This window comes from Kitasatospora sp. NPDC001527 (assembly GCF_040298605.1).
Taxonomy (GTDB): Bacteria; Actinomycetota; Actinomycetes; order Streptomycetales; family Streptomycetaceae; genus Kitasatospora.
Map to the genome: position 1 here is coordinate 15,452 of NZ_JBEPAM010000049.1, position 23,461 is coordinate 38,912.

Here is a 23,461-nt window from a genome sequence, read left to right on the forward strand (position 1 = left end):
GAGCCCGCCATGCCCCTCACCCCAGCGGTCCGCCCCTATCCCGGCGCGCTGCCGCTGCTCGGCCACGCCCTCCACCTGGCCCGCGACCCGCTCGGTTTCGTCGAACGGCTGCGCGACCACGGCCCCGTCACCGAGTTCCGGCTCGGCACCCGCCCCGCCTACATGGTGGGCACCGGCGAACTGCTGAAGGACCTGCTGATCACCCGGCAGACCGCCTTCGAGAAGGGCGGACCGCTCTTCGACCAGGCCGTCAAACTGCTCGGCAACGGCCTGGCCGCCGCCAACGGCGAGCTGCACCTGCGCCAGCGCCGACTGCTGCAGCCCGCCTTCCACCACGGCCGGATGGCCCGCTACGCCGAGGCCGCGTCCGCCTCCGCCGAGGCGCTGTCGGCCCGCTGGCGGCCCGGCGCCGTCGCCGACGTCGGGCACGACCTGCACGACATGACCATGGACGTCCTCACCCGCACCGTCTTCTCGGCCGTCACCCCCGAGACCGCCGCCGAGATCCGCCGCTGCATCCCCGCCCTGGTGGCCGGCGTCGCCCGGCGGGCCTTCGTCCCGGTCGACTTCGTCCACCGGCTGCCCCTGCCGGTCAACCGGCGCGAGGCCGAGCGCCTGGACCGCCTCTACCAGGTCGTCGACGGCCTGATCACCGACTACCGGGCGCGGCCGCCGGAGCAGGAGGACATGCTCGCGCTGCTGCTCGCCGCCCGTGACGAGACCACCGGCGAGCCGCTGGCCGACCGGCAGATCCACGACGAGATCCGCTCCATGATGGTGGCCGGCACGGAGACCTCGGCCACCGCCCTGCACTGGTCCTTCCAGGTCCTCGCCGCCCGGCCCGACGTCGAGCGCCGCCTGCACCGGGAACTCGACGAGGTGCTCGGCGGCCGGCCGGTGGCGTACCCGGACCTGCCGAAGCTGGAGTACCTCGGCCGGTTCGTCCAGGAGATCCTGCGGATGTTCCCGACCGGCTGGCTGCTCACCCGCCGCGCCGCCGCCGAGGTCGACCTCGGCGGCCACCTGATCCCCGCCGGCGCCGACGTCTTCTTCAGCCCCTACGCCCTGCACCGCGATCCGGCGGTCTTCGCCGACCCCCACCGCTTCGACCCGGACCGCTGGCTGCCCGAGCGGGCCGCCGCCGTGCCCCGCCACGCCTACCTGCCGTTCGGTGCCGGCGTGCGCAAGTGCATCGGCGAGTCGTTCGCCTGGACCGAGATCGGCATCGCCCTCGCCACCCTGGCCGCGCGCTGGCGGCTGCGGTCGACCGCCGCCCGACCGCCCCGGGCGGTGGCGGGATCGACGCTGAGGCCCGGCAGGTCCGTCCTGCGGACAGAGGCCCGCACCGGCTGAATCCATCCCCCCACAGGAGGACTGCATCATGGCCGCGCCACCTGCCCCCCTGCCGTCCGAGCTGGACGACGGATCCGACCTCCGCTCCCTGCTGGAGCGGGTCGAGGAGGGGCTCACCGCCTTCCTCGCCCGCGAACGGGGCCGCCAGGAGGCCGTCACCCCGCACGAGGCCGACCCGGCCCGCGCCGTCGCCGAACTCGTCCGCTCCGGCGGCAAGCGGATCAGACCCCGCTTCCTGCTCAGCGGCTACCTCGCCGCCGGCGGCACCCCGGGAGAACGCCCGGTCCGGGCCGCGATGGCCCTCGAACTGCTCCACACCGCCGCCCTGCTGCACGACGACGTCATGGACGACGCCGCGCTGCGCCGCTCGGTGCGCACCGCCCACACCTGGCACGCCGACCTGCACCGTGCCCGGGGCTGGCGCGGCGAGCCCCGCCGGTACGGCGAGTCGATGGCCGTCCTCGCGGGCGACCTGGCCTGGGCGTACGCCGACCACCTGATCGCGGACCTCTCGCCCGAGGTGAGCCGGGAGTGGTTCGAGCTGAAGACCGAGCTGATCGCCGGCCAGGCGATGGACGTCGCGGCCTCGGCCGCCGCCCTCGCCGACGCGGAACTCGCCCGGCGCATCGCCGTCCTGAAGTCCGGGCGCTACACCGTCCACCGGCCGCTGGTGCTCGGCGCCCTGCTGGCCGGCCGGGCCGACCTCGCCTCCGGCTTCGCCGGCTACGGCGACGCGCTCGGCGAGGCCTTCCAGCTGCGGGACGACCTCATCGACGCGTTCGGCGACCCCGAGGCCGCCGGGAAGCCCACCGGCGCGGACGCCCGGGCCGGCCGGACAACCCTGCTGACGGCCCTCGCGGTGCGCCGCGAGCCCCGGAGCCCGGGCTGGGTGAGCGCCGCGCGCACCGCGCCCCCGGACCGGGGCCGGGCCGGCGCGACCGCGCACGCCGCGGTCGAGGCCAGGATCGCCGCCCTGCTGGCGCGCGCCCGGCAGTGCCTGGCGGACGCCCCGCTGAGCCCCGAATGGCGGCGCAGGCTCGCCGTGACCGCCGCCGCGGCGGTGTACCGGGACCGCTGATTCCCTTTTCCGAAACACCGCGTGTCATTTCATTGTCCCGGCGCCACCGGCGCCATTCCGGTGCTCGGCGTGCCCGAATTCGGTCCGGATTCCCGGGGGAATGCACCCTTGATTTCCGGCCGACCGGCGTACATTCTGATTGCGGCTCACGACCCTGCCCCTGCAGAATCCACCGGAGTTCCTCATGCGGGAAATCGACATGTTCACCCCGGGGCCCGCACAGATACCCGTCGGCGTGCGGCTGGCCTCCGTGTCCGCGCTCGTGCACCACCGGTCCGCGGAATTCCGCGAGTTGTACGCCCGCATTCAGGGCGGCATGCAGCGGCTGTTCCGCACGGCCGGCGAGATCCTGCTCCTGCCGGCCTCCGGCAGCGGCGCGATGGAGGCCACCGTACTGAACACGGTCGTCCCGGGGGACGACGTCCTGGTCCTGGCCGCCGGCAAGTACGGCCGCCGCTGGGCCGAGCTGTGCCGCACCTACGGCGCGAAGGTGCACCTCCACGAGGCCCCGGACGGCCACACCTTCGACCCCGCGCTGGTCGAGCGCGACCTCGCCCGGTACCGCCCGCGGCACCTGTTCCTGACGCACTGCGAGACCTCGACCGGCGTCGGCCACGACGTCGAACGGCTGGCGGCCCTCGGCCGGGCGGCCGGCGCCACCGTCGTCGCCGACACCATGACGACCATCGGCGTGCAGCCCTTCGAGCAGGACGCCTGGGGGGTCGACCTCGCGGTCACCGCCTCCCACAAGGGCCTGATGAGCCCGCCCGGAGCGGCGTTCGTCGCCGTCCGCCCGGAGGCCTGGAGCCGGGTGCGCACCGACCTCGGCTACTCCTACTGGAACCTGCGCCACCTGCGGGAGAGCGGCCTGGACCGCACGGTGCCCAACACCCCGCCGGTGGCGGCGCTGCTGGGGGTCGCCGCCGGGCTCGACCTGATCGAGGCGGAGGGCCTGGAGCGGGTGTGGCAGCGGCACGCCCAGGCGTCCGCGGTCTGCCGCGCCGGGCTCGTCGCGATGGGCCTGCCGCTCTACCCGCGCGCCGACCCGGCCGCCGCGCTGTCGGTCGCCCGGCTGCCCGACGACCCGCGCGCCCGCGGCCTGCTGGAGGAACTGCCCGAGCGCTTCCGGCTGCGGATCGCCGCCGGGCAGGGCGACCTGAAGGGCCGCATCCTGCGGATCGGCCACATCGGCGCGGTCGGCCCGCTGGACCTGCTGCCGGTCCTGACCGCCCTGGAGATCCTCCTCCTGGAGCGCGGCCTGGTCGACGAACCGGGCCGGGCCGCCCAGGCGATGGCGCAGAGCCTCTGGCACCTGACGGCCCCGGAGGCCGGCGCCCGCCAGCCGGTCGGCAGCGCGCGCTGAGGCGCCGCCACCCCTCCGGACCGGCACAGCCCCCCACAACTCCGCCGCACCACGACCCCCTTGGGAGAGAGTGCCCATGCTGAGTACCGACACGCTCCGCTTCACCGGCGCGTACACCACCCTGCTGACGCCCTTCGGGCCGTCCGGCGAGCTCGACGAGGCCGCGCTGCGCCGCCTGGTCGACTTCCAGATCGACAACGGCGTCACCCGGCTGTGCCCCAACGGCGTGACCGGAGAGGCCGCCGCGCTCACCGACCGGGAGAAGGTGCGGATCACCGAGATCGTCGTCGAGCAGGCCGCCGGCCGCGCCCTGGTGCTGCCCGACATGGGCACCGAGAACCTCACCCGCACGCTCGAACTCGCCAAGGAGGCCGAGCGGCTGGGGGCCGACGCGGTGCTCGCCTTCACCCCCTACCTCGACCCGCCGACCGACCGGGGCCTGGTCGCCTACTACCGCACCCTGGCCGACGCGATCTCGGTGCCGCTGCTGATGCACAACCTCCCCGGCCGCACCACCGTCGACATCAGCCCCGCCCAGGTCGCCGAACTCGCCCAGCACCCCAACATCGCGGGCATCAAGGAGGGCAACCAGGACATCGTCCGGATGCGCCGGATGCTCCACCTCGTCCGGGACTCCGACTTCGTGGTGCTCTGCGGCAACGACTTCACCGCGCTGCCCACCCTGCTGCTCGGCGGCCACGGCCACATCTCGGTGGCCGCCAACGTGATGCCCCGCCAGAGCCGGTCCATCGTGGACGCCGCCCTCGCCGGCGACTTCACCACCGCCCGCGACCTCTACCTGAAGTTCGCCGAGTTCTACCGCGCGATCTACTTCGCGACCAACCCGATCGCCCTCAAGAAGGCGTTCTCGATCGCCCACTTCGACGTCGGCGACCCGCGCCTGCCGCTCACCCCGCTGGCCGAGGACAAGGTCGGCGAACTCGAACAGATCATGAAGACCTGCGAGCTGATCTGACGACCGGAACCGAGGAGAGTCCGATGGATCCCATGATCGACGTCGCGGCGGTCACCCAGCCGGTCTACGGCGGTGACGTCGTCAGGTCGCTGCTCTTCGCCGCGGCCGACCACCCCGACCAGCGCGTCGTCCGGGTCGCGATGGCCAGCGCCGAACCCGGCCGCGGCGGCCAGCTGCACCACCACCCGGAGACCGACGAGTACTACTTCATCATCGCCGGCCGGGCCCGCCTGCACCTCGACGGCCAGGAGTACGGGCTCGAACCCGAGCACTGCGTCCGCATCCCGCGCGGCTCGAAGCACCGCATCGAGTCGGTCGGCACCGAGCGGCTGCGCTACCTCGCGTTCCACGTCGGCGCCGCCGACAACGACCGCCCGGTCGAGCACGTGAAGGCCGGGTAGCGCCGATGGACATCGTCGTCGTCGGCGCCGGCAAGGCGGGCTCGCTGCACTACCGGGCCTACTCCCGGCTCGCCCGCGCCGGCCGGCTCGACCTGGCACGCATCCAGTTCGTCGACCGCACCGGCCTGCCCGGCGCCGAACTCGACCGGCTGCTGCGGGCGGACGGGCTGACCGCGCCGATCGCCCGCGAACGGGCCCTCGCCGTCCCGACCGCGCCCGCGGACACCATCGTCGACCTGTGCCTGCCGAGCCGCAGCCTGGCCCCCGAGCTGATCGAGTGGTGGCAGGCCGGCTACCGCCGGTTCGTCGTGGAGAAGCCCTTCCTGGTCGCCCCCGAGCTGCGCGAGGAGGTCGGCCGGGTGCTCGCCGGCTCCCGGGTCGTCCTGGTGCGCAACTACCTGCACTCCAAGGTGCACCGCACCGTGCGCCAACTCGTCGAGCAGTACGAGCTGGACCCCTCGCTGTGCGTCACCAACTTCTCCAAGGACCGCCGGGCGGACAGCCTGCGCGGCCGGGGCGCCTCCGGGACCACCTCGCCGACCGTGTTCGAGGTCGAGCTGCCGCACCAGCTGTACATCGGCGCCGACCTGCTCGGCGAGCCGGTCTCCGTCGAGCACGCCGAGGACCTCGACCCGATGGGGAGCGGCGAGCACCCGATGCGCCTCGGCGAGGGCGTGGTCGTGGGCCGGGCGGCGGGCGGCGCCGCCTTCGTCCACTACTCCGACCTCCAGCACCCGACGACGGTGCGCACCCTCGACCTGCTCTGCCGCGAGCGGCTCTCCGTGCACGCCACCTACGCCCCGATCTGCGAGGAACTCACCGACATCAAGGCCGGGGTGTTCCTCTGCCGGGGCGAGACCGTCCTCGCCAAGAGCCTGTTCACGGTGGACGACAACATGCTGGCGATGATCTCGGCGGCGCACGCCGCGCTCACCTCGGACACCCCGGGGCCGCAGTCGCGGGTCGACCTGGACGAGGTGCTCCGGCCCTCGGAGCTGATCCACGCGGCGATCGCCGGACGCGCCGGCACCGCCCCGCCGGCGGCCCGTCCCGGCACGGTGCGCAGCGACATCCTCCAGGAGTGGGTGGTCGACGCGTTCCGCCAGGGCCTCGCCACCGGCGCCGGCCGGGCCTTCCTGGCCTTCCTCGAACAGCGCCGGCGCGACCGGATGACCCGGCTGCTGCCCGCGCTCGACCCGGCCTTCGACGCGCTCGCCCGGGCCGGAGCCACCGGAGAGGCGGTGGCGGTCTGATGGCGATCCGCACCGAAGCCCTGCTGCACGTCGCCGTCGTCACCCGGGACGTCGAACGCCTGTCCGCCTTCTACCAGGAGGTCCTCGGCGCCCAGCTGCTCAAGCGGCTGGAACTGCGCTCGCCCCGGTTCGCGGCCGGCGTGGGCGTCCCGGGCGCCGAGGCCGTCACCGTCCACCTGCGCGTCCCCGGCGCGGACACGGTCGTCGAGCTGACCGAGTACCGCCGGGGCGAGGACGGCACGCCGAAGGCGCCGGCCAACGCCGAGGGATGGCGCCACATCGCCTTCCGGGTGCCCGACCTGGCCGCCGCCGCCGAGGAACTGCGCCGGCTGGGCCTGCCGATCGAGGGTGAGGGCCCGGTCGTGGTCGACCTGCCCGTCGAGGCCGCCGGCACCGGCTTCCTGTACTTCCGCGACCCGGACGGCAACATCATCGAGCTCATCGAGCCGCCGGGGCCGGGCACCTCCCGCACACCACCGCCACCGCACGCAGAAGGAGTTCACGCATGAGGCTCGGAAACGTCGAGCGCGTCACCACCGACGGCTCGGTGGAGCTGTCCGTCACCGTGACGAGCGAGGACGGCGCGTCGGCCGACCGCCTCTGGTACCGCTTCCCGCAGCGGTTCACCGACCGGGTGACCGACGTCCTCGACCCGTTCGTCATCGCCGCCCTGTTCGCCTCGATCCGCCGCGGCGAGGACCTGCACGCCGCCGGGCCGGTCTCCGCCACCCTGCTGGACAACCTGGAGGAGTTCCAGGCGGCCTGGGCCCAGTGGCGGCCGGGCCGCTACGCCCCGATCCGGGTCACCGCCGACGAGGAGGTGCCCGACCGCGAGGGCCCCGACGACCGCTCGGCGATCCAGACCTTCTCCGGCGGTGTCGACAGCGCCTTCACCACCGTGCGCCACGCCCGCCGCACGGCCGGCCGCTCCGCCCTGAACCTGACCGGCGCGGTCATGGTGCACGGCTTCGACATCCCGCTCGCCGACACCGAGGCGTACGACTCGCTGCAGCGCCGCAGCACCCCGCTGCTGGCCACGGTCGGCGTCGACCTGATCCCGGTGGCCACCAACTTCCGCGAGCTGTGGCACAGCGACCTCGCCGACTGGGAGGACGCCTTCGGCACCGGCATGGTCTCGGTGCTCACCCTGTTCAGCGGCTGGTACCGGCACGGCCTGATCGCCAGCTCGGAGCCGTACGGCTCGCTGCTGCTGCCCTGGGGCTCCAACCCGATGTCCGACTGGATGCTCTCCGGCGGGCGGCTGCGGGTGCACCACGACGCGGCCGGCGTGGACCGCAGCGACAAGGTCGCCGGGCTGTCCGTGGCCTGGCCGGAGGGCGCCGACAACCTGCGGGTCTGCTGGCAGGGCGAGCACAAGGACCGCAACTGCGGGCGCTGCGAGAAGTGCATCCGGACGATCCTCAACTTCCGGGTGGCCGGCCGGCCGCTGCCCAGGGCGTTCGGCCAGGACGTGACCGACGAGCAGATCCGCAGCCTGCGCGGCCTGTCCGAGGCGCACATCAACCCGCTGCGCCAGATCCTCGCCACCGCCCGGGAGAAGGGCGTCAAGGAGGACTGGACTCTCGCCCTGGAGGAGGCCGTCCGGGCGAACGAGGACGAGCTGGCCCGGGGCGTCTCCTACGCGGGCGGGTTCCCCCAGCTCGCGACCGGCCCCACCGCCGCGTAACCCGCCCCGCGACCGAGGAGGACGACCGTGTACGCAGTCGTGGCCCGCTTCGACCTGACGCCGGAGGGCGTGGAGGGGTTCGACGCCCTCGCCGCCTGGCGGATCTCGGAGGCCGCGCACGAGCCTGGCCTGGTCGGCTACGCGGTGCACCGCGTGGACGACGAGCCGCTGGCCCGGGTCTTCTACGAGATCTACCGCGACCGGGCGGCGTTCCTGGAGCACCGGGCGACCGCCCAGACCGCGGAGTTCGGCGCCCGCTACGGCCGGTACGCCCAGGGCCCGCCGCGCATCGAGTTCCTGGACGTCCTCCACTCCGCCGCCGGCCTCTCCGCCCCCGGGGCGGCCGGCGGCCCCGCCCAGCCCACCACCCTCCCGGGAGATGACCGATGACCATCAGGTTCGTTCCGCACCACACCGCGCTGACCGTCGGGGACCTCGACGCGTCGAAGTCCTTCTACGGCTGGTTCGGCTTCCGGCTGATCGCCGAGTGGACGAAGGCCGACAAGTCGCTGACCATCGCGCACCTGCAGCTCGACGAGGGCTGGGTGCTGGAGCTGTTCCACTACGCCGGCGACGGCAGCCAGGAGCCGCCGACCTTCACCCCCGGCAACAACCTGCCCGTCACGGGCGTCAAGCACATCGCCTTCACCGTGGACGACCTCGCGGCGGCCCGCGCCGAGATCGTCGCGGCCGGCATCGGCGAGGTGACCGAGATCGCCCGCGGGCGCACCCTGGTCGACTACTTCTTCGTCCGCGACCCCGACGGCATGTACGTCGAGTTCGTCAACGACGCCCGGGGCGCCGACGCGGACAACCCGCTGATCCTCAACGAAGCCGGCTAGGAAGGCCCGTACCGATGCCCGTCTCCTCCCACATGGTGCCGATCGGCACCCCCGCCCCCGAGTTCGCGCTGCCGTCGGTGGACGGCAAGACCGTGCGCACCGGCGACTTCGCCGCCGCGCCCGCGCTGCTGGTGGCCTTCCTGTCCAACCACTGCCCGTTCGTCCGGCACATCGAGGCCGGCATCGGGGAGCTCGCCCGGGACCTCCCGCGGCTGGCCGTGGTCGCCGTCTGCAGCAACGACACCGGCGTCGCCCCGGACGACGGCCTCGACGGCCTGCGCGGCCAGCTCGACCGCACCGGCTGGACGTTCCCGTACCTGGTGGACGCCGACCAGTCGGTGGCCCGGGCCTACCGGGCGGCCTGCACCCCGGACTTCTTCCTCTACGACGCGCAGCGCCGGCTCGCCTACCGGGGGGCCCTGGACGCCTCCCGGCCGGGCAACGAGGAGCCGGTGGACGGCGCGCTGCTGCGCGCCGCGGTGGCCGAGGTGCTGGCCGGCCGGCCCGTCCCCGAGCCGCACCGCGCCAGCATCGGCTGCTCGATCAAGTGGGCGCCCGGTACCGAGTAGGGCTTGTCCCGGACAAGCCCCGGCCCGCGCCGCGGACCGGATCCCCGAGGAGTCAACCCGTGACCCTGACCGGCTCGATCCAGGACGCGCAGAGCGAGATCGCCGAGCGCATGAACCGCCTCCCGCTGACCCGCACGCACCGCCGCGTGGTCCTGGTCGTGGGTGTCGCGCTGTTCTTCGACATGTTCGAGATCTTCATGTCGGGGGTGCTCGGCACCGTCATGCGGGAGGAGTACCACCTCAGCCGCACCGAGGTGTCGGCGGTCATCGCCTCGGTGTTCGTCGGCATGTTCATCGGCGTGCTGGCGATGGGCCGGCTCGCCGACCGGCTGGGCCGCCGCCGGGCCCTGATGGTGTCCGTCGCCGTGTACACGGTGTTCTCCGCGCTGGGCGGGCTGAGCCAGGGGATGGCCATGCTGGTGGCGACCCGGCTGCTGGCGGGGCTGGGCATCGGCCCGGTGCTGCCGCTGGCCGACGCCTACCTCAGCGACCTGCTGCCCGCCCGGCTGCGGGGCCGCTGGACGGCGGTGGCGTACACCATCGCCTTCCTCGGGGTGCCCGCGGTCGGTCTGACGGCGCGCTGGCTGGTGCCGCTCAGTCCGCTCGGGGTGGACGGCTGGCGCTGGCTGTTCCTGACCGGCGCGGTGGGCGGCTGCGGGGTCCTGATGGCCCGCCGCCTGTTCATCGAGTCGCCGCGCTGGCTGGAGTCGGCGGGGCGGACGGCCGAGGCGGACGCGATCCTCGCCCGGCTGGAGCGGGAGGCCGGCCAGGCCGCCCCGACGGCCGCCCCGGCGGCCTCCGCACGGATCCCGGAGCCCGCCGGGGCGCCGGAGCCGGGCGGCGGCGGGCACGTCGAGGCCGGTCACGGCGGCACCGGTCACGGCGACCCGGAGGCCGGCCGCGCCAGACCGTCCCTGGGGGCGGTGCACCGAAGACGCGTCACGATGATGACGATCTTCCACCTGCTGCAGGCCTTCGGCGGCTACGGCTTCGGCACGATGGCACCGCTGGTGCTCTCGGCCAAGGGCTACTCGGTGGTCAACTCGCTGCTCTTCAGCGCGGTCTCGTTCGCCGGCTATCCGCTCGGCTCGCTGTTCTCCGTGCCGCTCATCGAACGAGTGGAACGCAAGTACCTGATCGTCGGCTCCTCGCTGGCGATGGCCTCCTTCGGGCTGCTCTTCGGCTACGCCTCCGACAACACCGCGATCGTGCTGGCCGGCGTCGCCTACACGGCCGTCAGCAACGTCTTCTCCAACGCCTACCACGTGTACCAGGTCGAGATCTTCCCGACCACGCACCGGGTGGCGGCGGTGAGCTGGACGTACTCGCTGTCCCGGATCGCCACCGCCGCCATGCCCTTCGTCCTGGTCCCGCTGCTCTCCCGGTACGGCCCCAACGCGCTGTTCGCCGTGGTGGCGGCGACGCTGGTGGCCATCGCCGTGGACATCGGGGTGCTCGGCCCGCGTTCCAACGGCTCGACGCTGGAGGACCTCAACGAGCGGCTCGCGCCGGTCAGGAGGCCAGGTTGAGCCAGCGCAGCAGGGCCGCGACCGCCGCCGCGCCGAGCACCACGACCAGGAACGGCGCCCGCACCCGCAGCAGGACGGCCGCCGCCAGCAGTCCGGCCAACCGGGCGTCGACGACCACCCGGTGGTCGCTGACGAAGGTCTGGGTGGCGATCAGCGCCGCCAGCAGCGCCACCGGGATGGCGTCCGACACCCGGGCGACCGCCGGGGCGGCCAGCACCCGGGCGGGAATGAGCAGACCGGCCAGCTTCAGCACGAAGCAGGCCGCGGCCGCGAGGAAGATCCAGGTCCAGCTCACTGGTGCTCTCCTTGCTTCTCGCTACGGACGGACCGCTGCCCGGTCCGCTCGGGTCGGCCCCCGGCCGTGTCGTCCTGGTGGTCCGGACCGGGTGGGGCGGCCCGGCCGCGCCCGGTGGGCAGGAACAGCACCCCGAGCGCGGTCAGCCCGGCCAGGACGACCGGCAGTCCGGAGCCGGCCACCACCGAGCAGCCCACGGCGACCAGACCGGCCGCCAGGAACACCGCCTGGTTGCCGCGCTCGCGCAGCCGCGGGGCGACCAGGGCGAGGAACGCCGCGGACGAGGCCGCGTCCAGGCCGAGCGCGGCCGGATCGTCCAGCACGGAGCCGACCAGGGCCCCGATCAGGGTCGCGGCGTTCCAGCAGAGGAACACCGCCACCCCGGTCGCCCAGTAGGCGTAGCGGGCCGTCTCCGGTGTGCGGCGGCCGGTCGCCATGGCCGCGCTCTCGTCGCTCATCAGGTGGGCCATCGGCAGCAGCGCCCGGCGCCGGGGGCGCAGCATCCTGGCCATGCTGACGCCGTAGAAGAGATTGCGGACGCCGAGCAGCGCGGCGGTGGTCCCGGCGGCCGCGCCGGTACCGCCGGAGGCGAGCACCCCGACCAGCGCGAGCTGGGAGGACCCGCCGTACATCAGCAGGGACAGCGCCTGGGCCTGCCAGACGGAGAGCCCCGCCGCGGTGGCGAGGGCGCCGTAGGACAGGCCGTAGGCGCCGACGGCCAGCGCTATGCCGCCGGCGGCCCGGAGCACGGCCGGCCTGTCCTCCTCTGCGGTTGCTCGTGGTGACGGACTGTCAGTGGCCATGGCTGGATTCCACCCTTCCCGGAGCAGGTGCGGGGACCACATGGCGAGATGCCCTTGCCATGTCAATTGGAACGCCTAAGATGCTAGTCGTAAGTCAACTAAGGGAGTCAAGATGACAAGCTCAGAGACCTACAAGGACCTCCAGTACGGCTGGGAGAAGGCCTACCAGGAGCAGAGCGAGGGCCCGCTCTGGCAGGAGGACCCGATCCCCGTCATCCCCGCCGCCGTCGAGGCGCTGCGCAAGCGGGAGATCGGCACCGTGGTCGACCTCGGCTGCGGCGACGGACGCAACCTCGCGGCGCTCGCCGCGGCCGGCTTCAACGCCCTCGGCGTGGACATCGCGCCGACCGGTCTCGCCCACGCCCGCCGGATCATCGAGCGCCGCTCGTTCCTGCTGCGCGCCGACGCCACCACCCTCCCGCTGATCGACTCCTCGGTCGACGCGGTCACCTGCTTCGACGTCTTCGGGCAGATCCAGGACCCGACCGACCTCGTCGCCGAGGCCCGGCGGATCGTCACTCCGGGCGGGCTCTTCGTCACCAACGCCTTCACCACCACCGACGGCACTTACGGCGAGGGCGAGGAGATCGGCAAGCACACCTTCGCCTACAAGGACACCCTCTTCCGCTACTACGAGGAGGACGACATCCGGGCCCTGTTCACGGACTGGACGATCCTCGAACTGGACCGCGTCTCCTGGGACGACCCGCCGCACGGCGACTTCCGTCCCTACCCGCACACCCACGACAACTGGGTCGTGTACGCCACCGTCGACAAGTCTGCGTGACGGCGTCCCCGTGAGACCGTGATGGAACGCACCGGGAGTACCCCTGCGATGCTCTTCCGACAACACCTCGACCGCTTCCAGACGTTACTCGGACTCACCCCGGTCAAGACGGTGACCATCGAGGTCGACGGCCGGCCCCGGAGGATCCACCTCAAGCTGGAGGGCCACAACCTCACCGGCTCCGTCAAGGCCCGTACCGCGTACGGCCTGGTGCGCGGGCTGGCCGAGGAGGGCCGGCTCCGGCCCGGGGTGGAACTCCTGGAGTCGACGTCCGGGAACCTCGGGGTGGCACTCGCGAGCATGGCGCGCTACCTGGGCGTCGGCTTCTCGGCCGTGGTCGATCCCATGATCACGGCCGAGTGCCGGGACCGGCTCGCCGAACTCGGGGCCACCGTCATCGAGGTCGACCGGCCGGACCCGGTCGGCGGCTACCTGCTCTCCCGGCTCGCCCGGGTCGAGGAGCTCCTGGCCGGCGACGACCGCTACGTCTGGGCCAACCAGTACGAGAACCGGCGCAACCCGGAGATCCACCGGACCATGACGGGCCCGGAGATCCTCGGCCAGTTCGGCGCCAACCCGCCCGACGCGCTGTTCGCCGCCGTCTCCACCGGCGGCACCTTCGCCGGCCTCGCCGAGTGCTTCCGCGAGCACAGTCCGAGGACCAGCCTGGTGGCCGTCGACATCAAGGGATCGGTCGCCCTCGGCGGCACACCCGGCACCCGGCACCTGTCGGGCATCGGTGCCAGCCGCCACACGTCCTTCGTGGAACCGCACATGATCGACCACGTGACGTACGCCGACATCGGCGAGGCGGCCTACTACTGCCGGCTCGTGCTGCGCGAGGCGGGCATCCACCTCGGCGGCTCCTCCGGCGCGGTGGTCGCCGCCTGCGTGCGGCACCTCGCCGAACACCCCGAAATCACCGACCCGTTGTGCATCTGCGCCGACGGCGGGGAGAAGTACCAGAGCACCATCTACAACGACGCATGGCTCGACTCCATCGGCGAATCGGTCACGCCGCTGAGCGTGTGCCGGCCGTACTGCACGGCCGGTATGGGATAGACAGTGGTCGGCCTCCCCGCAGGAGGACCGGAACCAGCCGATGAGGAAGACCAGATGCACGTACTGCCCGAGATCTACCGAGCGCTCGAAGCCTACGCCGACGGCAACGGTCCCCGCCCCGCCCTGGACGAGCTCGGCCGCCTGTCCGGCCCGGGGCTCGTCCAGTCGGACGAGCACGCGGTGGCCCGCACCCTGCTGCTGGCGGCCCTGTGCGGCCGGCTCGACGGCAACGGCTCGGTCGCCGACGGGTTGCTCAACGTGGCCCGGACCTACGAGGAGAACTCCTTCCTCCACACCGGCCGGATCATGCCGCGGTTCAAGGAGCTGATCGGGCTCCTCGACCGCGCCGTGGACGACCGCGATCCGCGGACGCTCGTGGAGGTCGCGGACCACCTCAGCCAGGGGTGGTCCGCCTACCCCGCTTCGGTGTTCCCCGCGGCCCTCGCCCGGCTGGCGGCCGAACTCGGCTTCGCCGGCGGCGAGGAGCCGTTCACCACGAGCTCCTTCAGCGTCTGGTGCGAGGCCCTCGACACGGCCGCCGACGACCGGGCCGAGCAGGCCGAGCCGCTGTTCCGGGACTCCCTCGCCCGCTACCGCGCCTACCGCTACCACGCCGACGCCGCCTGGCTGTTCACCGACATCGTGATAGTCCAGCTGACCCTGGGTCGGGACGACGAGGCAGCCGCGACCGTCGAGGAGCAGCGCCAGTACATCACCGAGGTGCTCGCGCGGTACCCGGTGGCCGAGGACGGCGAACCGGTGTTCCAGCTCGGCGACGTCCAGAGCGGCGTCTACAGCACCTTCGTCGAGTCGGTCACGCTCTGGCCGAAGGCCCTCGCCGAGCAGGACCGCACGATACTCCAGCGCTACCTGCGCACCAGCGAACTGCTGCTCTCCGCCTGCAAGTACCGCGCCCGGCGGGACTTCGTCGCCGCGCTGGACCTCTTCTCCTTTGGCTGGATGTCCTTCCCCGCCTCGCCCTACCCGTACATCTTCCAGCTGCTCGCCCGCCGCCTCGGCAGCCTGTCCCGCGACTGGAACGCCCAGCTCACCGCGTACGCCGGCTGGCACCGGATGCTGCGCGCCAGCCCGGTCGGCCCCACCTCGCAGCACCTCATCGGCGCCGCGCTGGACCTGCACGACCGGCTCGGGCACTCCGGCCTCGGCCGGCAGGGCGACATCGCGCTGCTGGACGCCGCGATCATCCACGCCCGGCTGCACGGCAGGGCCGCGACGGTGGAGTGGATCGGCCGCTACACCAAGCAGTTGCGCAGCAAGGTCCCCGACCTCCTGAGGGCCGCGGTGGACTGCCTGCAGAGCGGCGGCGACGAACCGGCGCCGGCCGACGAGGCGGCGCGCCGCGCGCTCGCCCACTACATGGGTCTGCGTTCGCGCTACGCGGTGCCCGCGCCGATCCTGGAGCGCCCGCTCGCGAAGCTGCCGGACCAGCCCGTCCATGTCGAAGTGGCGCTCTACGGAAGGCTGCTGTCGATCGAGGGGATCACCGTCTACGAGCAGACGCCCGATCCGCTGACCGACATCCTGGACGTCCTGGGCGAGGAGTTCACCCGCTGCCGGACCGAGGGCCGCGACGTGCCGCTGCTGTCCGCGGCCGAGCTGTCCGCGCGCACCGGGCGGACCTCGGCCGCCCTGGCGCAGAGCGTGCGGCGCTTCCGGGGCGTCGCCCAGGAGCGCTTCCGGCAGGCCACCACGTTCACCTTCGACCCCAGCACGGTCATCCAGGGCCGGCCCGGCTACCGGATCAACCCGGCGGCCGTGGAGTCCTTCCTGCGCTACCCGGCGGCCCGTTGACCGACCGTCCCCGTCCTTCCTGTCCCACCCGTACCACCGATAGAGAAAGCGCACCGTCATGCACCAGCTCGACTCCCTCCTCGTGGACCCCTCCGCGGTCGACACCCGCTACAAGTTCGTGGTCGCGCTCAAGGCCAAGCTGCCCCCGGGCGTCGCCGCCAACGCCGCCTCGCACATGTGCCTGGCGCTCGCCGCCCGGGCCGCCGCCGAACGGCCGGAGCTGCTCGCCGACATGTCGTTCCTCGCCTACACCGACGGCGACGGCGGCCGGCACGCGCCGGTCTCCGGACTGTCCCTGGTGGTCCTGGAGGGGCGGCCCGCCTGGCTGCGGAAGCTGCGCGAGGAGTCCGCCGCGGCCGGGCTGCTGCACACCGACTTCACCGGCGAGATGACCGGTGGCGACTTCGCCGACCAGCTGGAGCGCATGAAGGCCACCCCCGAGGAGTCGCTCGACTACTACGGGGTCGCGCTGTTCGGGCCGCGCGAGCTGATCGACCCGCTGACCAAGAAGTTCTCGCTGCTGCGCTGATCCGCCCCCGGGCCGGCCGGTGACCACCGGCCGGCCCGTCCCCGCACGTCACCGCCCCCGTCCGTCCGCCGTCACCGAGGAGCACCGTTGAACGCCATACCGCCGAACGCCGAGCCGGACCCCGCCCACGAGCTGAGCGTGCTGCCGCGTGCCGTGGTGGACGCCGCGCTCGCCGGCCTCGCCCGGGAGTCCCGGGCCGTGGTCGAGCAGGTGTACGTCCACGCCGCCGAGGGGCGGCTGGTCAACCCGGACAGCCTCTTCCTGCGCCCCGACCCGGACCCGGCGCGCCGCGAGCGGATCATCGCGCTGCCCGCGTACGTCCCGGGGGAGAACCCGGCGATGGGCATCAAGTGGATCTCCAGCTTCCCCGGCAACCACGACCTCGGCCTGCCCCGGGCCTCCGCGCTGATCGTGCTCAACGACCTGCGCACCGGCTTCCCGACCGCCGTCATCGAGGGTGCCCGGATCAGCGGCTACCGCACGGCGCTGTCCGCGGTGGTCGGTGCGCACGCGCTGACCGGTGGTGAGCGCACGGCCGGGCGGCTCGCGGTGGTCGGCACCGGCTACATCGCCGAGACCACGGTGCGGGAACTGCTCGCCGACGGCTGGAAGTTCGACTCGATCGCGGTCCACGACCTGCTCCCCGAGCGGGCCGCCTCGTTCGCCGCCGCCTTCGCCGACCGGGCCGGCGAGGTGCTCGCCGTCGACAGCACCCGCGAGGCGCTGGCCGGCGCCGACCTCGTCCTGCTCGCCACCACGGCCGTGCAGCCGCACCTCGCCGATCCGGCCTGGTTCACCCCCGGCGCGGTGGTGCTCCACATGTCGCTGCGCGACCTGACCGCCGAGGCGATGGCGGGCGCCGTGCACGTCGTCGACGAGGTGTCGCACGCGCTGCGCGAGCGGACCTCGCTGGGCCTGGCCGTCGACGCGGGCCTGGTGGAACGCGCGGAGATCCGCCCGGTCGGCGACTACCTGCTCGGCCGGGCCCGGCCGGACCGCGGCCGGATCGCCGTCTACTCGCCCTTCGGCCTCGGCTCGCTGGACATCGCCGTCGCCCGCCTGGTCCTGGACCGCACCCGGGGCGGGGAGGGCGTCACCGTCGTCCCCGGCTTCACCGGCTGACGGCGGGCAGGCGGCGCGCTCCAGGGTGACCCGGACGCCTCCGTGGTGCGACCCGTGTCGCAGACAGGCCTCCTGACCTGCGACGATTGCTCCACCCAACCGCACCGCCACGTGTGAACGTGGAACGGAAGGAAGTCCCATGATCTTCATCACGGTCAAGTTCGCCGTCCGCCCCGAGCGCGCCGACGACTGGCTCGCCCTCGTCGACGACTTCACCCAGGCCACCCGCAACGAGCCCGGCAACCTCTTCTTCGAGTGGTCCCGCAGCGTCGAGGATCCCCACGAGTTCGTCCTGGTCGAGGCGTTCCGGGACGGCGACGCGGGCAAGGAGCACGTGGAGTCCGCGCACTTCGTGAAGGCCATGGACGACCTGTCCTACGCGGTGGCCGCCAAGCCGCGGATCGTCTCGATCGAGATCCCCGGCATGGACGGCTGGGGCGAGATGGGCGAGATCACCCCCCGCTGACCTCGGCGTCACCGGAGCACGGCCGGCAGGTCCACGGGACCCGCCGGCCGTTCCCGTTCCCGGGGCGCCCGGCGCCCGCTCCCGGCAGCAGCGGCTCAAACCGGTCACATCGTGAGCAAGTAGGATGACTCGACCGGAGCGCTACGCGCGAAGAGTTCCCTATAGATCCTTTTTGTCCGATCTATCGCCCGCTTGACCTGCACGGAGCCACCCTCATGGACAACCCGTCCACCGCCGACACCGACAGCGCGATAGAGACCCGCGGGATCGAGCCCGTCCCGGACCACGAGCGCCGGGGCAGAGTCCGTGAGCTCTTCCCGACCTGGGTCGCGGCGAACATCAGCGTCCTGCTGCTCACCATGGGTGCGGCCCTGGTGGTGTTCAACCGGCTGAGCTTCTGGCAGGTCCTGATCGTCGCCGCGTGCGCCGCGCTCGTCTCCTTCGGCATGGTCGGCCTGGTGTCGGTCTCCGGGAAGTGGGGCGGGGCCCCGGGGGCCACGCTCTCCCGGGCCACCTTCGGCGTGCGCGGCAACCTCTTCCCCGGCGCGGTGCTCTGGGTGGCCCGGTTCGGCTGGGAGACGATCAACGCCGTCACCGGCGCCTACGCCGTGCTGACCGTGCTCGACCTGGTCTTCGGCGTCAAGAGCAACACCGCGCTGATCGTGATCACGCTCTTCCTCTTCGTCGGCTGCACCTTCCTGGTCTCCGGGATGGGCCGCAAGGCGCTGAACGTCTGCAACACCTGGTCGACGTACCTCTTCGGTGTCTTCAGCGTCCTGGTGCTGGGCTACCTGATCGCGACCATCCACTGGAGCGAGGTCTTCGCGAAGCCCGCCGGCACCACCGCGATGATGATCGCCGGCATCGGGACCATCGCGGCCGGCGGCATCAGCTGGGTCCCCACCGGTCCGGACTTCGCCCGCTACCTGCCGCACGCCGCCTCCGGCCGGAGGATCGTCGGCGTGACGGTCTCCGGCGCCGGCCTGGTGGTGGTGCCCATGGTGCTGATGGGCGCCGTGATGGCGGTGGCCTCGCCCGGCCTGGCCGATGCCGCCGACCCGGTCTCCTTCCTCGGCGACCTGCTGCCGACCTGGCTGGCCGTGCCCTACCTGCTGACCGCCGTCGTGGGCATGCTGCTGATCAACAGCCTCTCCATGTACTCGGCCGGCTTCACCGCCCAGACCATGGGCGTGAAGCTGCCGCGCGCCCTCGCCGTCAGCATCAACGCCGTGATCTCGCTGGTCGGCGGCCTGCTGCTGATGCTGGTCGCCAAGAGCTTCCTGGGCTCCTTCATCACCTTCCTGACCCTGCTCGCGGTCTCCTTCTCGGCCTGGATCGGCGTCTACGCGGTGGACATGTTCCGGCGCCGGTCGCGTGCGGTGCGGTACGACGCGGCCGCGCTGATGGACACCGGCCGGAGCAGCCGCTACTGGTACGCGGGCGGCTTCTGCTGGCAGGCCATGGTGTCCTGGGTGCTCGCGCTGCTGACCGGGCTCGCCTTCACCAGGTGCGACTGGTTCGCCGGCCCGCTCTCCGACACCCCCGTCGGCCGCTACGGGCTCGCCTGGGCGGCGACGATCGTGATCTCCGCCGTGATCATGGCCGTGCTTCCCGCGCCCCGGGAGAACACCTCCGCCACCGCCGAGCAGAACGCCGAGCAGAACGCCGAGCAGCCCGCCGGGCAGTCCGGCCTCCCGGCGGAGCACACCGAGCGGGTCACCGTCTGACGGAGCCGGACGCCGCTGGAGGCGGCCACCGGGCCGCCGTCGGCCGACCCGATCCGCACGAGGTGGCCGGGCCGGTCGGCTGCGGCGACCCGGGGCGCGACGGAGAGCACCTCGGTCGGCCACGCCTCCGGTTCAGTGAGGGATGCGGACGCGAGAATGGCGACCTACGGTGATGGCGGGACGCCGGACGGTGATCGAGCCGCCGGATCCGGTCATTCGGAAACCATGACACCCGTCGTCACGGCGGGTGGGAGGTGCCATGAGAAGGCTCCCGGTCGCGCTGGCCCTGATCCCCGCCGCCGTGCTGGTCACGTCGGGCTCCGGCGGCGGGGGAGAGGCGTTCGGCGGCGGGACCGTCGCGCAGCGGAGTCCGCAGACCCGGGTGAGGGTGGTGACGGAGGGGTTGGGCGACCCGTTCGAGCTCGCCTACGCCCCCGACGGACAGCTGTGGGTCAGCGAGAAGTCCGGGCTCAAGGTCACCCGGGTCGACCCGCGGAGCGGTGCCAGGGCCACCGCCCTCGACCTCACGGGGAAGGCCTTCCACAGTCAGGGCGGGCAGGACGGCGTACTGGGATTCACGCTGCACCCCGACTTCGGCAAGGGCAAGCACAGCGACTACCTCTACCTCGCCTACACCTACAAGAACGGCGGCGCCTCGGCGACGAAGATCGTCCGCTATACGGCGAAGGACGGTGTGCTCTCCGACGAGCGGCCCGTCCTGACGGGGCTGCCGGGGCACAACGATCACCAGTCGGCCCGGCTCCGGTACGGGCCGGACGGCAAGCTCTACTACTCGATCGGCGACCAGGGCCACAACTACCTGGCCAACTACTGCCGGCCGAACCACGCGCAGGAGCTGCCGACCGCCGAGCAGATCGCCGCGTCGGACTGGTCGCTCTACCAGGGCAAGGTCCTGCGCATCGACCCGGACGGCTCCGTCCCCGAGGACAACCCCGAGCTGAACGGTGTCCGCAGCCACATCTACGCCTACGGCATGCGCAACCCGGACGGCATGGACTTCGGCGGCACCACGCTCTACACGGCCGAGAACGGACCGCTCACCGACGACGAGTTCAACCGCATCGAGGAGGGCGGCAACTACGGCTGGCCGAACGTCGCGGGGTGGAAGGACGACCGGGCGTACGTCTACTCCAACTGGTCGCAGGCCGTCGGCGGCTGCCAGAACATCCCCTTCGACGCCGACCCGGGCTCGCCGCCGGCCCAGGTGCCGACGACGAAGGAGAGCGACTTCACCAGGGAGACGGTCTCCCCGCTCAGCACGTTCGGGACGACCGTCGACAGCGGGCACGACTTCGGTCCGACACCGGTCTGCCCCGATGCGGCGTCCGCCTACATGTGCTGGCCGACCATCGCCCCCGGCGGGCTCAAGGTGTACGGGGACGACGTGCTCGTCGCCTCGATGAAGAACGGCACCGTCTTCAAGCTCTCCAGGGACGGCAAGCACTACCGGGAGCTCTACCGGACGGTCAACCGCTACCGCGACATCACCCTCAGCCCGGACGGCAAGACGCTGTACATCGCCACCGACAGCGAGGGCCGGCACATGGTCCGCGGCGAGGGCGGCACCCCGACCACCCACCTGACGAATCCGGGTGCGATCCTCGCCGTCCCCTACGGCCAGGACCAGGGCCAGACCGGGAGCCCGACCCAGGATCAGACGCAGAACCAGACCCGGAACCAGTGACGTTCCGGCACGGAGGCAGGACCGGCGCCCGGTCTCGCCGCCCGGCAGGACGCGGACGCCGTCCTGCCGGGCTTCCGCGCGAGGTCCGGGGGATTCACCGGCGGTAGGCGGTGGCCGCGACGGCGGGCAGCAGGGCGAGGGCGAGGGCGCCGCCGGTGAGGGCGAGGGCGGGGTAACTGGTCGCGGCGACCACGAGGCCGGAGGCCATGCCGCCGGTGGCGCCGGCGATCGCGATCGAGACGTCGACCAGCCCCTGGGTCCTGGCGCGGGTGGCGAGCGGCACGGTGTCGGTGATGATCGCGGTGCCGGAGACGAGGCCGAAGTTCCAGCCCAGCCCCAGCAGGGCCAGGGCGAGCGCGAGCAGCGCGACGGAGCCGCCGGGCGCGGCGGCCGCGAGGAGGCCGGCCGCCAGCAGGGTGATCCCGGAGGCGGCGGCGACCGTCATCCGGCCGTAGCGGTCGACCAGCCAGCCGGTCAGTGGGGAGGGCAGGTACATGGCGCCGATGTGGACGGCGATGACGGCTCCGGAGGCGGCGGTGCCGTGGCCGTGGTCGTGCATGTGGACCGGCGTCATGGTCATGATCGCCACCATGACGAGCTGGGTGAGGACCATGACCAGCGCGCCGAGGAGCACGCCGCCGCGGCCCTCGCCGGTGCCGGCGGCACCGGAGCCGGCCGGGTGGGTCGCGGCGCCGGCCTGCTCGGCCCGGGCGACGGTGCGGGCCAGCAGCAGTGGGTCGGGGCGCAGCCGGAGGGTGAGCACGAGCGCGGCCAGCGCGTAGGCGGCGCCGGCGAGGATGAAGGGGCCGGCGAGGTTCGGGATGCCGAGTCGCTCGGCGAGGTGGCCGGTGGGCGCGGCGAGGTTCGGTCCGGCCACGCCGCCGAGGGTGGTCGCGACCAGGACGGTGGAGACGGCGCGGGCGCGGTGGCCGGGCGCGGCGAGGTCGGCTCCGGCGTAGCGGGCCTGGAGGTTGGTGGCCGTCCCCGCGCCGTAGACGAACAGGGCGAGGAACAGCAGGACGGGGTTGTCCAGAACGGCGGCGACGATGACGCCGGCCGAGCCGACGGCGCCGGTGAGGTAGCCGGCGGCGAGCCCGGGGCGGCGGCCGCGGGCCTGCGAGATGCGGCCGACCGCGACGGCGGCGAGCGCGGATCCGCCGGTGAACACGGCGCTGGGCAGTCCGGCGAGACCGGTGGAGCCGAGCATGTCCTGGGCCAGGAGGGCGCCGACGGTGACGCCCGCCGCGAGCCCCGCGCCGCTGAGGACCTGGGAGGCGACCAGGACGCGCAGGATCCGGGGCTGGGCGTCGGCGGGGTCGGGTACGGAGGCCCTCGTGCGGGTGGGCGCGGTGCTGGTCATGGTCTCTCTCGGAGCGGTGGTGAGCGGTGGGGGAGCGGTGGGGAGGGCTCTTACGCCTGGTCGGAGGCGTCGACGGGCAGCTCCGAGAGCCGCCACTCGAGCATGCCGTCGTCGAGCCGGATCGCGCGGCGGCCGAGGTCGGTCAGCAGCCGTACGGCGTCGTAGGCCAGGACGCAGTACTCGCCGCGGCAGTAGACGACGATCTCCGGGCCCTCGGGCAGCTCGCCGATCCGGTCGGCGAGCTCCTCGACCGGGATGGAGAGCGCGCCGGGGATGTGCCCGGCCCGGTACTCCTCGGCCGGCCGCACGTCGAGCAGGACGACGTCCCCGGCGGCGATGCGCAGCCGCAGTTCCTCACGGCTGACCTCGGCGGCGGCGTCCTCGCCGAGGTAGGCGTCCCGCGCGGCGGGCACGGCGGCCTGGTGGGCCTCGGCGACCTTGCGCAGCAGTGCGAACAGCTGGGCGACGTCGTCCCCGGCCAGCCGGTAGTGGATGCGCACGCCCTCGCGGCGGGTCGCGACGAAGCCGGCCTGCTTGAGCGTCTGCAGATGCGCGGACGCGGTGGTCAGGTTCAGCCCGGCCGCCTTCGCCAGCGCGTCGACGGTGCGCTCGCCCTGGGCCAGCAGATCCAGCAGCTCCAGACGCTTTCCGCTGGCCAGCGCCTTTCCGCTGGCCGCGAACGCGTCGTACAGCCGCGCCTTCGTCGCGCTCTTCGCGTTTCCCGTGTTCTCCGGCAAGGCAT

General features: G+C 73.1%; 24 protein-coding genes. 20 read left to right on the forward strand and 4 right to left on the reverse strand.

All coding sequences use genetic code 11. The annotated features are described in order from the left end of the window. Positions 1-9: 9 nt before the first annotated feature. The 12 genes from ABT238_RS31550 (at position 10) to ABT238_RS31605 (ending at position 11,051) form a co-directional block, all read left to right on the forward strand. The gene (locus ABT238_RS31550; protein ID WP_350568334.1) at positions 10-1,353 is read left to right on the forward strand and encodes a cytochrome P450; all 1,344 of its coding nucleotides are present in this window, start codon (positions 10-12) and stop codon (positions 1,351-1,353) included. A 28-nt stretch (positions 1,354-1,381) separates the two neighbouring features. Beyond that, entirely contained in the window at positions 1,382-2,431 is a 1,050-nt protein-coding gene (locus tag ABT238_RS31555) for a polyprenyl synthetase family protein (RefSeq protein ID WP_350802214.1), read from the forward strand. 184 nt (positions 2,432-2,615) lie between these two features. Further along, positions 2,616-3,794: a pyridoxal-phosphate-dependent aminotransferase family protein gene (locus tag ABT238_RS31560; RefSeq protein WP_350568330.1), complete on the forward strand. Its 1,179-nt coding sequence runs from the start codon at positions 2,616-2,618 to the stop codon at positions 3,792-3,794. Positions 3,795-3,870: 76 nt separating this feature from the next. Next, entirely contained in the window at positions 3,871-4,770 is a 900-nt protein-coding gene (gene dapA, locus ABT238_RS31565) for a 4-hydroxy-tetrahydrodipicolinate synthase (RefSeq protein ID WP_350568328.1), read from the forward strand. 23 nt (positions 4,771-4,793) lie between these two features. Then, positions 4,794-5,171, forward strand: a complete 378-nt coding sequence (locus ABT238_RS31570) for a cupin domain-containing protein (RefSeq protein WP_350568325.1) — start codon at positions 4,794-4,796, stop codon at positions 5,169-5,171. A gap of 5 nt (positions 5,172-5,176) precedes the next feature. Beyond that, positions 5,177-6,424 (forward strand): hypothetical protein, encoded by a 1,248-nt coding sequence (locus ABT238_RS31575; protein WP_350568323.1) that lies wholly within the window; start codon positions 5,177-5,179, stop codon positions 6,422-6,424. Next, entirely contained in the window at positions 6,424-6,933 is a 510-nt protein-coding gene (locus ABT238_RS31580; protein ID WP_350568321.1) for a VOC family protein, read from the forward strand. The genes ABT238_RS31575 and ABT238_RS31580 overlap by 1 nt, the downstream gene beginning before the upstream one ends. Further along, positions 6,930-8,111, forward strand: coding sequence for a hypothetical protein (locus tag ABT238_RS31585; protein WP_350568319.1), 1,182 nt, complete (start codon positions 6,930-6,932; stop codon positions 8,109-8,111). Before ABT238_RS31580 ends, ABT238_RS31585 begins: the two co-directional genes overlap by 4 nt. Before the next feature lie 27 nt (positions 8,112-8,138). Next, a complete protein-coding gene (locus ABT238_RS31590) occupies positions 8,139-8,501 on the forward strand; it encodes a putative quinol monooxygenase (protein WP_350568316.1) in 363 nt (120 codons plus the stop codon). After that, positions 8,498-8,953, forward strand: a complete 456-nt coding sequence (locus ABT238_RS31595) for a VOC family protein (protein ID WP_350802215.1) — start codon at positions 8,498-8,500, stop codon at positions 8,951-8,953. The genes ABT238_RS31590 and ABT238_RS31595 overlap by 4 nt, the downstream gene beginning before the upstream one ends. Positions 8,954-8,967: 14 nt before the next feature. Continuing rightward, positions 8,968-9,522, forward strand: coding sequence for a thioredoxin family protein (locus ABT238_RS31600; RefSeq protein ID WP_350802216.1), 555 nt, complete (start codon positions 8,968-8,970; stop codon positions 9,520-9,522). 59 nt (positions 9,523-9,581) lie between these two features. Beyond that, entirely contained in the window at positions 9,582-11,051 is a 1,470-nt protein-coding gene (locus tag ABT238_RS31605) for an MFS transporter (protein ID WP_350802217.1), read from the forward strand. Here ABT238_RS31605 and ABT238_RS31610 read toward each other — a convergent pair. Both ABT238_RS31610 and ABT238_RS31615 read right to left on the reverse strand, forming a co-directional pair. Continuing rightward, entirely contained in the window at positions 11,035-11,346 is a 312-nt protein-coding gene (locus ABT238_RS31610; protein ID WP_350568306.1) for an AzlD domain-containing protein, read from the reverse strand. The genes ABT238_RS31605 and ABT238_RS31610 overlap by 17 nt on opposite strands. After that, the gene (locus tag ABT238_RS31615) at positions 11,343-12,149 is read right to left on the reverse strand and encodes an AzlC family ABC transporter permease (RefSeq protein WP_350568304.1); all 807 of its coding nucleotides are present in this window, start codon (positions 12,147-12,149) and stop codon (positions 11,343-11,345) included. The genes ABT238_RS31610 and ABT238_RS31615 overlap by 4 nt, the downstream gene beginning before the upstream one ends. Before the next feature lie 112 nt (positions 12,150-12,261). Here ABT238_RS31615 and ABT238_RS31620 point away from each other — a divergent pair, with 112 nt between their 5' ends. The 8 genes from ABT238_RS31620 to ABT238_RS31655 all read left to right on the forward strand — a co-directional run bounded on the left by ABT238_RS31620 (position 12,262) and on the right by ABT238_RS31655 (position 21,359). Next, positions 12,262-12,936 (forward strand): class I SAM-dependent methyltransferase, encoded by a 675-nt coding sequence (locus ABT238_RS31620; RefSeq protein ID WP_350568302.1) that lies wholly within the window; start codon positions 12,262-12,264, stop codon positions 12,934-12,936. 48 nt (positions 12,937-12,984) lie between these two features. After that, positions 12,985-13,998, forward strand: coding sequence for a pyridoxal-phosphate dependent enzyme (locus ABT238_RS31625; protein WP_350568300.1), 1,014 nt, complete (start codon positions 12,985-12,987; stop codon positions 13,996-13,998). A gap of 54 nt (positions 13,999-14,052) precedes the next feature. Then, the gene (locus ABT238_RS31630) at positions 14,053-15,810 is read left to right on the forward strand and encodes a hypothetical protein (RefSeq protein ID WP_350568298.1); all 1,758 of its coding nucleotides are present in this window, start codon (positions 14,053-14,055) and stop codon (positions 15,808-15,810) included. 58 nt (positions 15,811-15,868) lie between these two features. After that, on the forward strand, positions 15,869-16,339 hold the full coding sequence (locus ABT238_RS31635; protein ID WP_350568296.1) for a DUF2000 domain-containing protein: 471 nt from the start codon (positions 15,869-15,871) through the stop codon (positions 16,337-16,339). An 87-nt stretch (positions 16,340-16,426) separates the two neighbouring features. Beyond that, positions 16,427-17,461: a 2,3-diaminopropionate biosynthesis protein SbnB gene (locus tag ABT238_RS31640; protein ID WP_350568294.1), complete on the forward strand. Its 1,035-nt coding sequence runs from the start codon at positions 16,427-16,429 to the stop codon at positions 17,459-17,461. A 139-nt stretch (positions 17,462-17,600) separates the two neighbouring features. After that, positions 17,601-17,927, forward strand: a complete 327-nt coding sequence (locus ABT238_RS31645) for a putative quinol monooxygenase (protein WP_350568292.1) — start codon at positions 17,601-17,603, stop codon at positions 17,925-17,927. Positions 17,928-18,142: 215 nt separating this feature from the next. After that, positions 18,143-19,654, forward strand: coding sequence for a purine-cytosine permease family protein (locus ABT238_RS31650; RefSeq protein ID WP_350802218.1), 1,512 nt, complete (start codon positions 18,143-18,145; stop codon positions 19,652-19,654). A 259-nt stretch (positions 19,655-19,913) separates the two neighbouring features. After that, entirely contained in the window at positions 19,914-21,359 is a 1,446-nt protein-coding gene (locus ABT238_RS31655; RefSeq protein WP_350802219.1) for a glucose/sorbosone family PQQ-dependent dehydrogenase, read from the forward strand. Positions 21,360-21,453: 94 nt separating this feature from the next. On the opposite strand, the gene ABT238_RS31660 is transcribed toward ABT238_RS31655, so the two are convergent. Together ABT238_RS31660 and ABT238_RS31665 are read right to left on the reverse strand one after the other, a co-directional pair. Further along, positions 21,454-22,719, reverse strand: a complete 1,266-nt coding sequence (locus tag ABT238_RS31660; protein ID WP_350802220.1) for an MFS transporter — start codon at positions 22,717-22,719, stop codon at positions 21,454-21,456. Between the two features lie 50 nt (positions 22,720-22,769). Then, complete coding sequence (locus ABT238_RS31665; RefSeq protein ID WP_350568281.1) at positions 22,770-23,456, reverse strand: ArsR/SmtB family transcription factor; 687 nt, start codon at positions 23,454-23,456, stop codon at positions 22,770-22,772. Positions 23,457-23,461 lie beyond the last annotated feature (5 nt).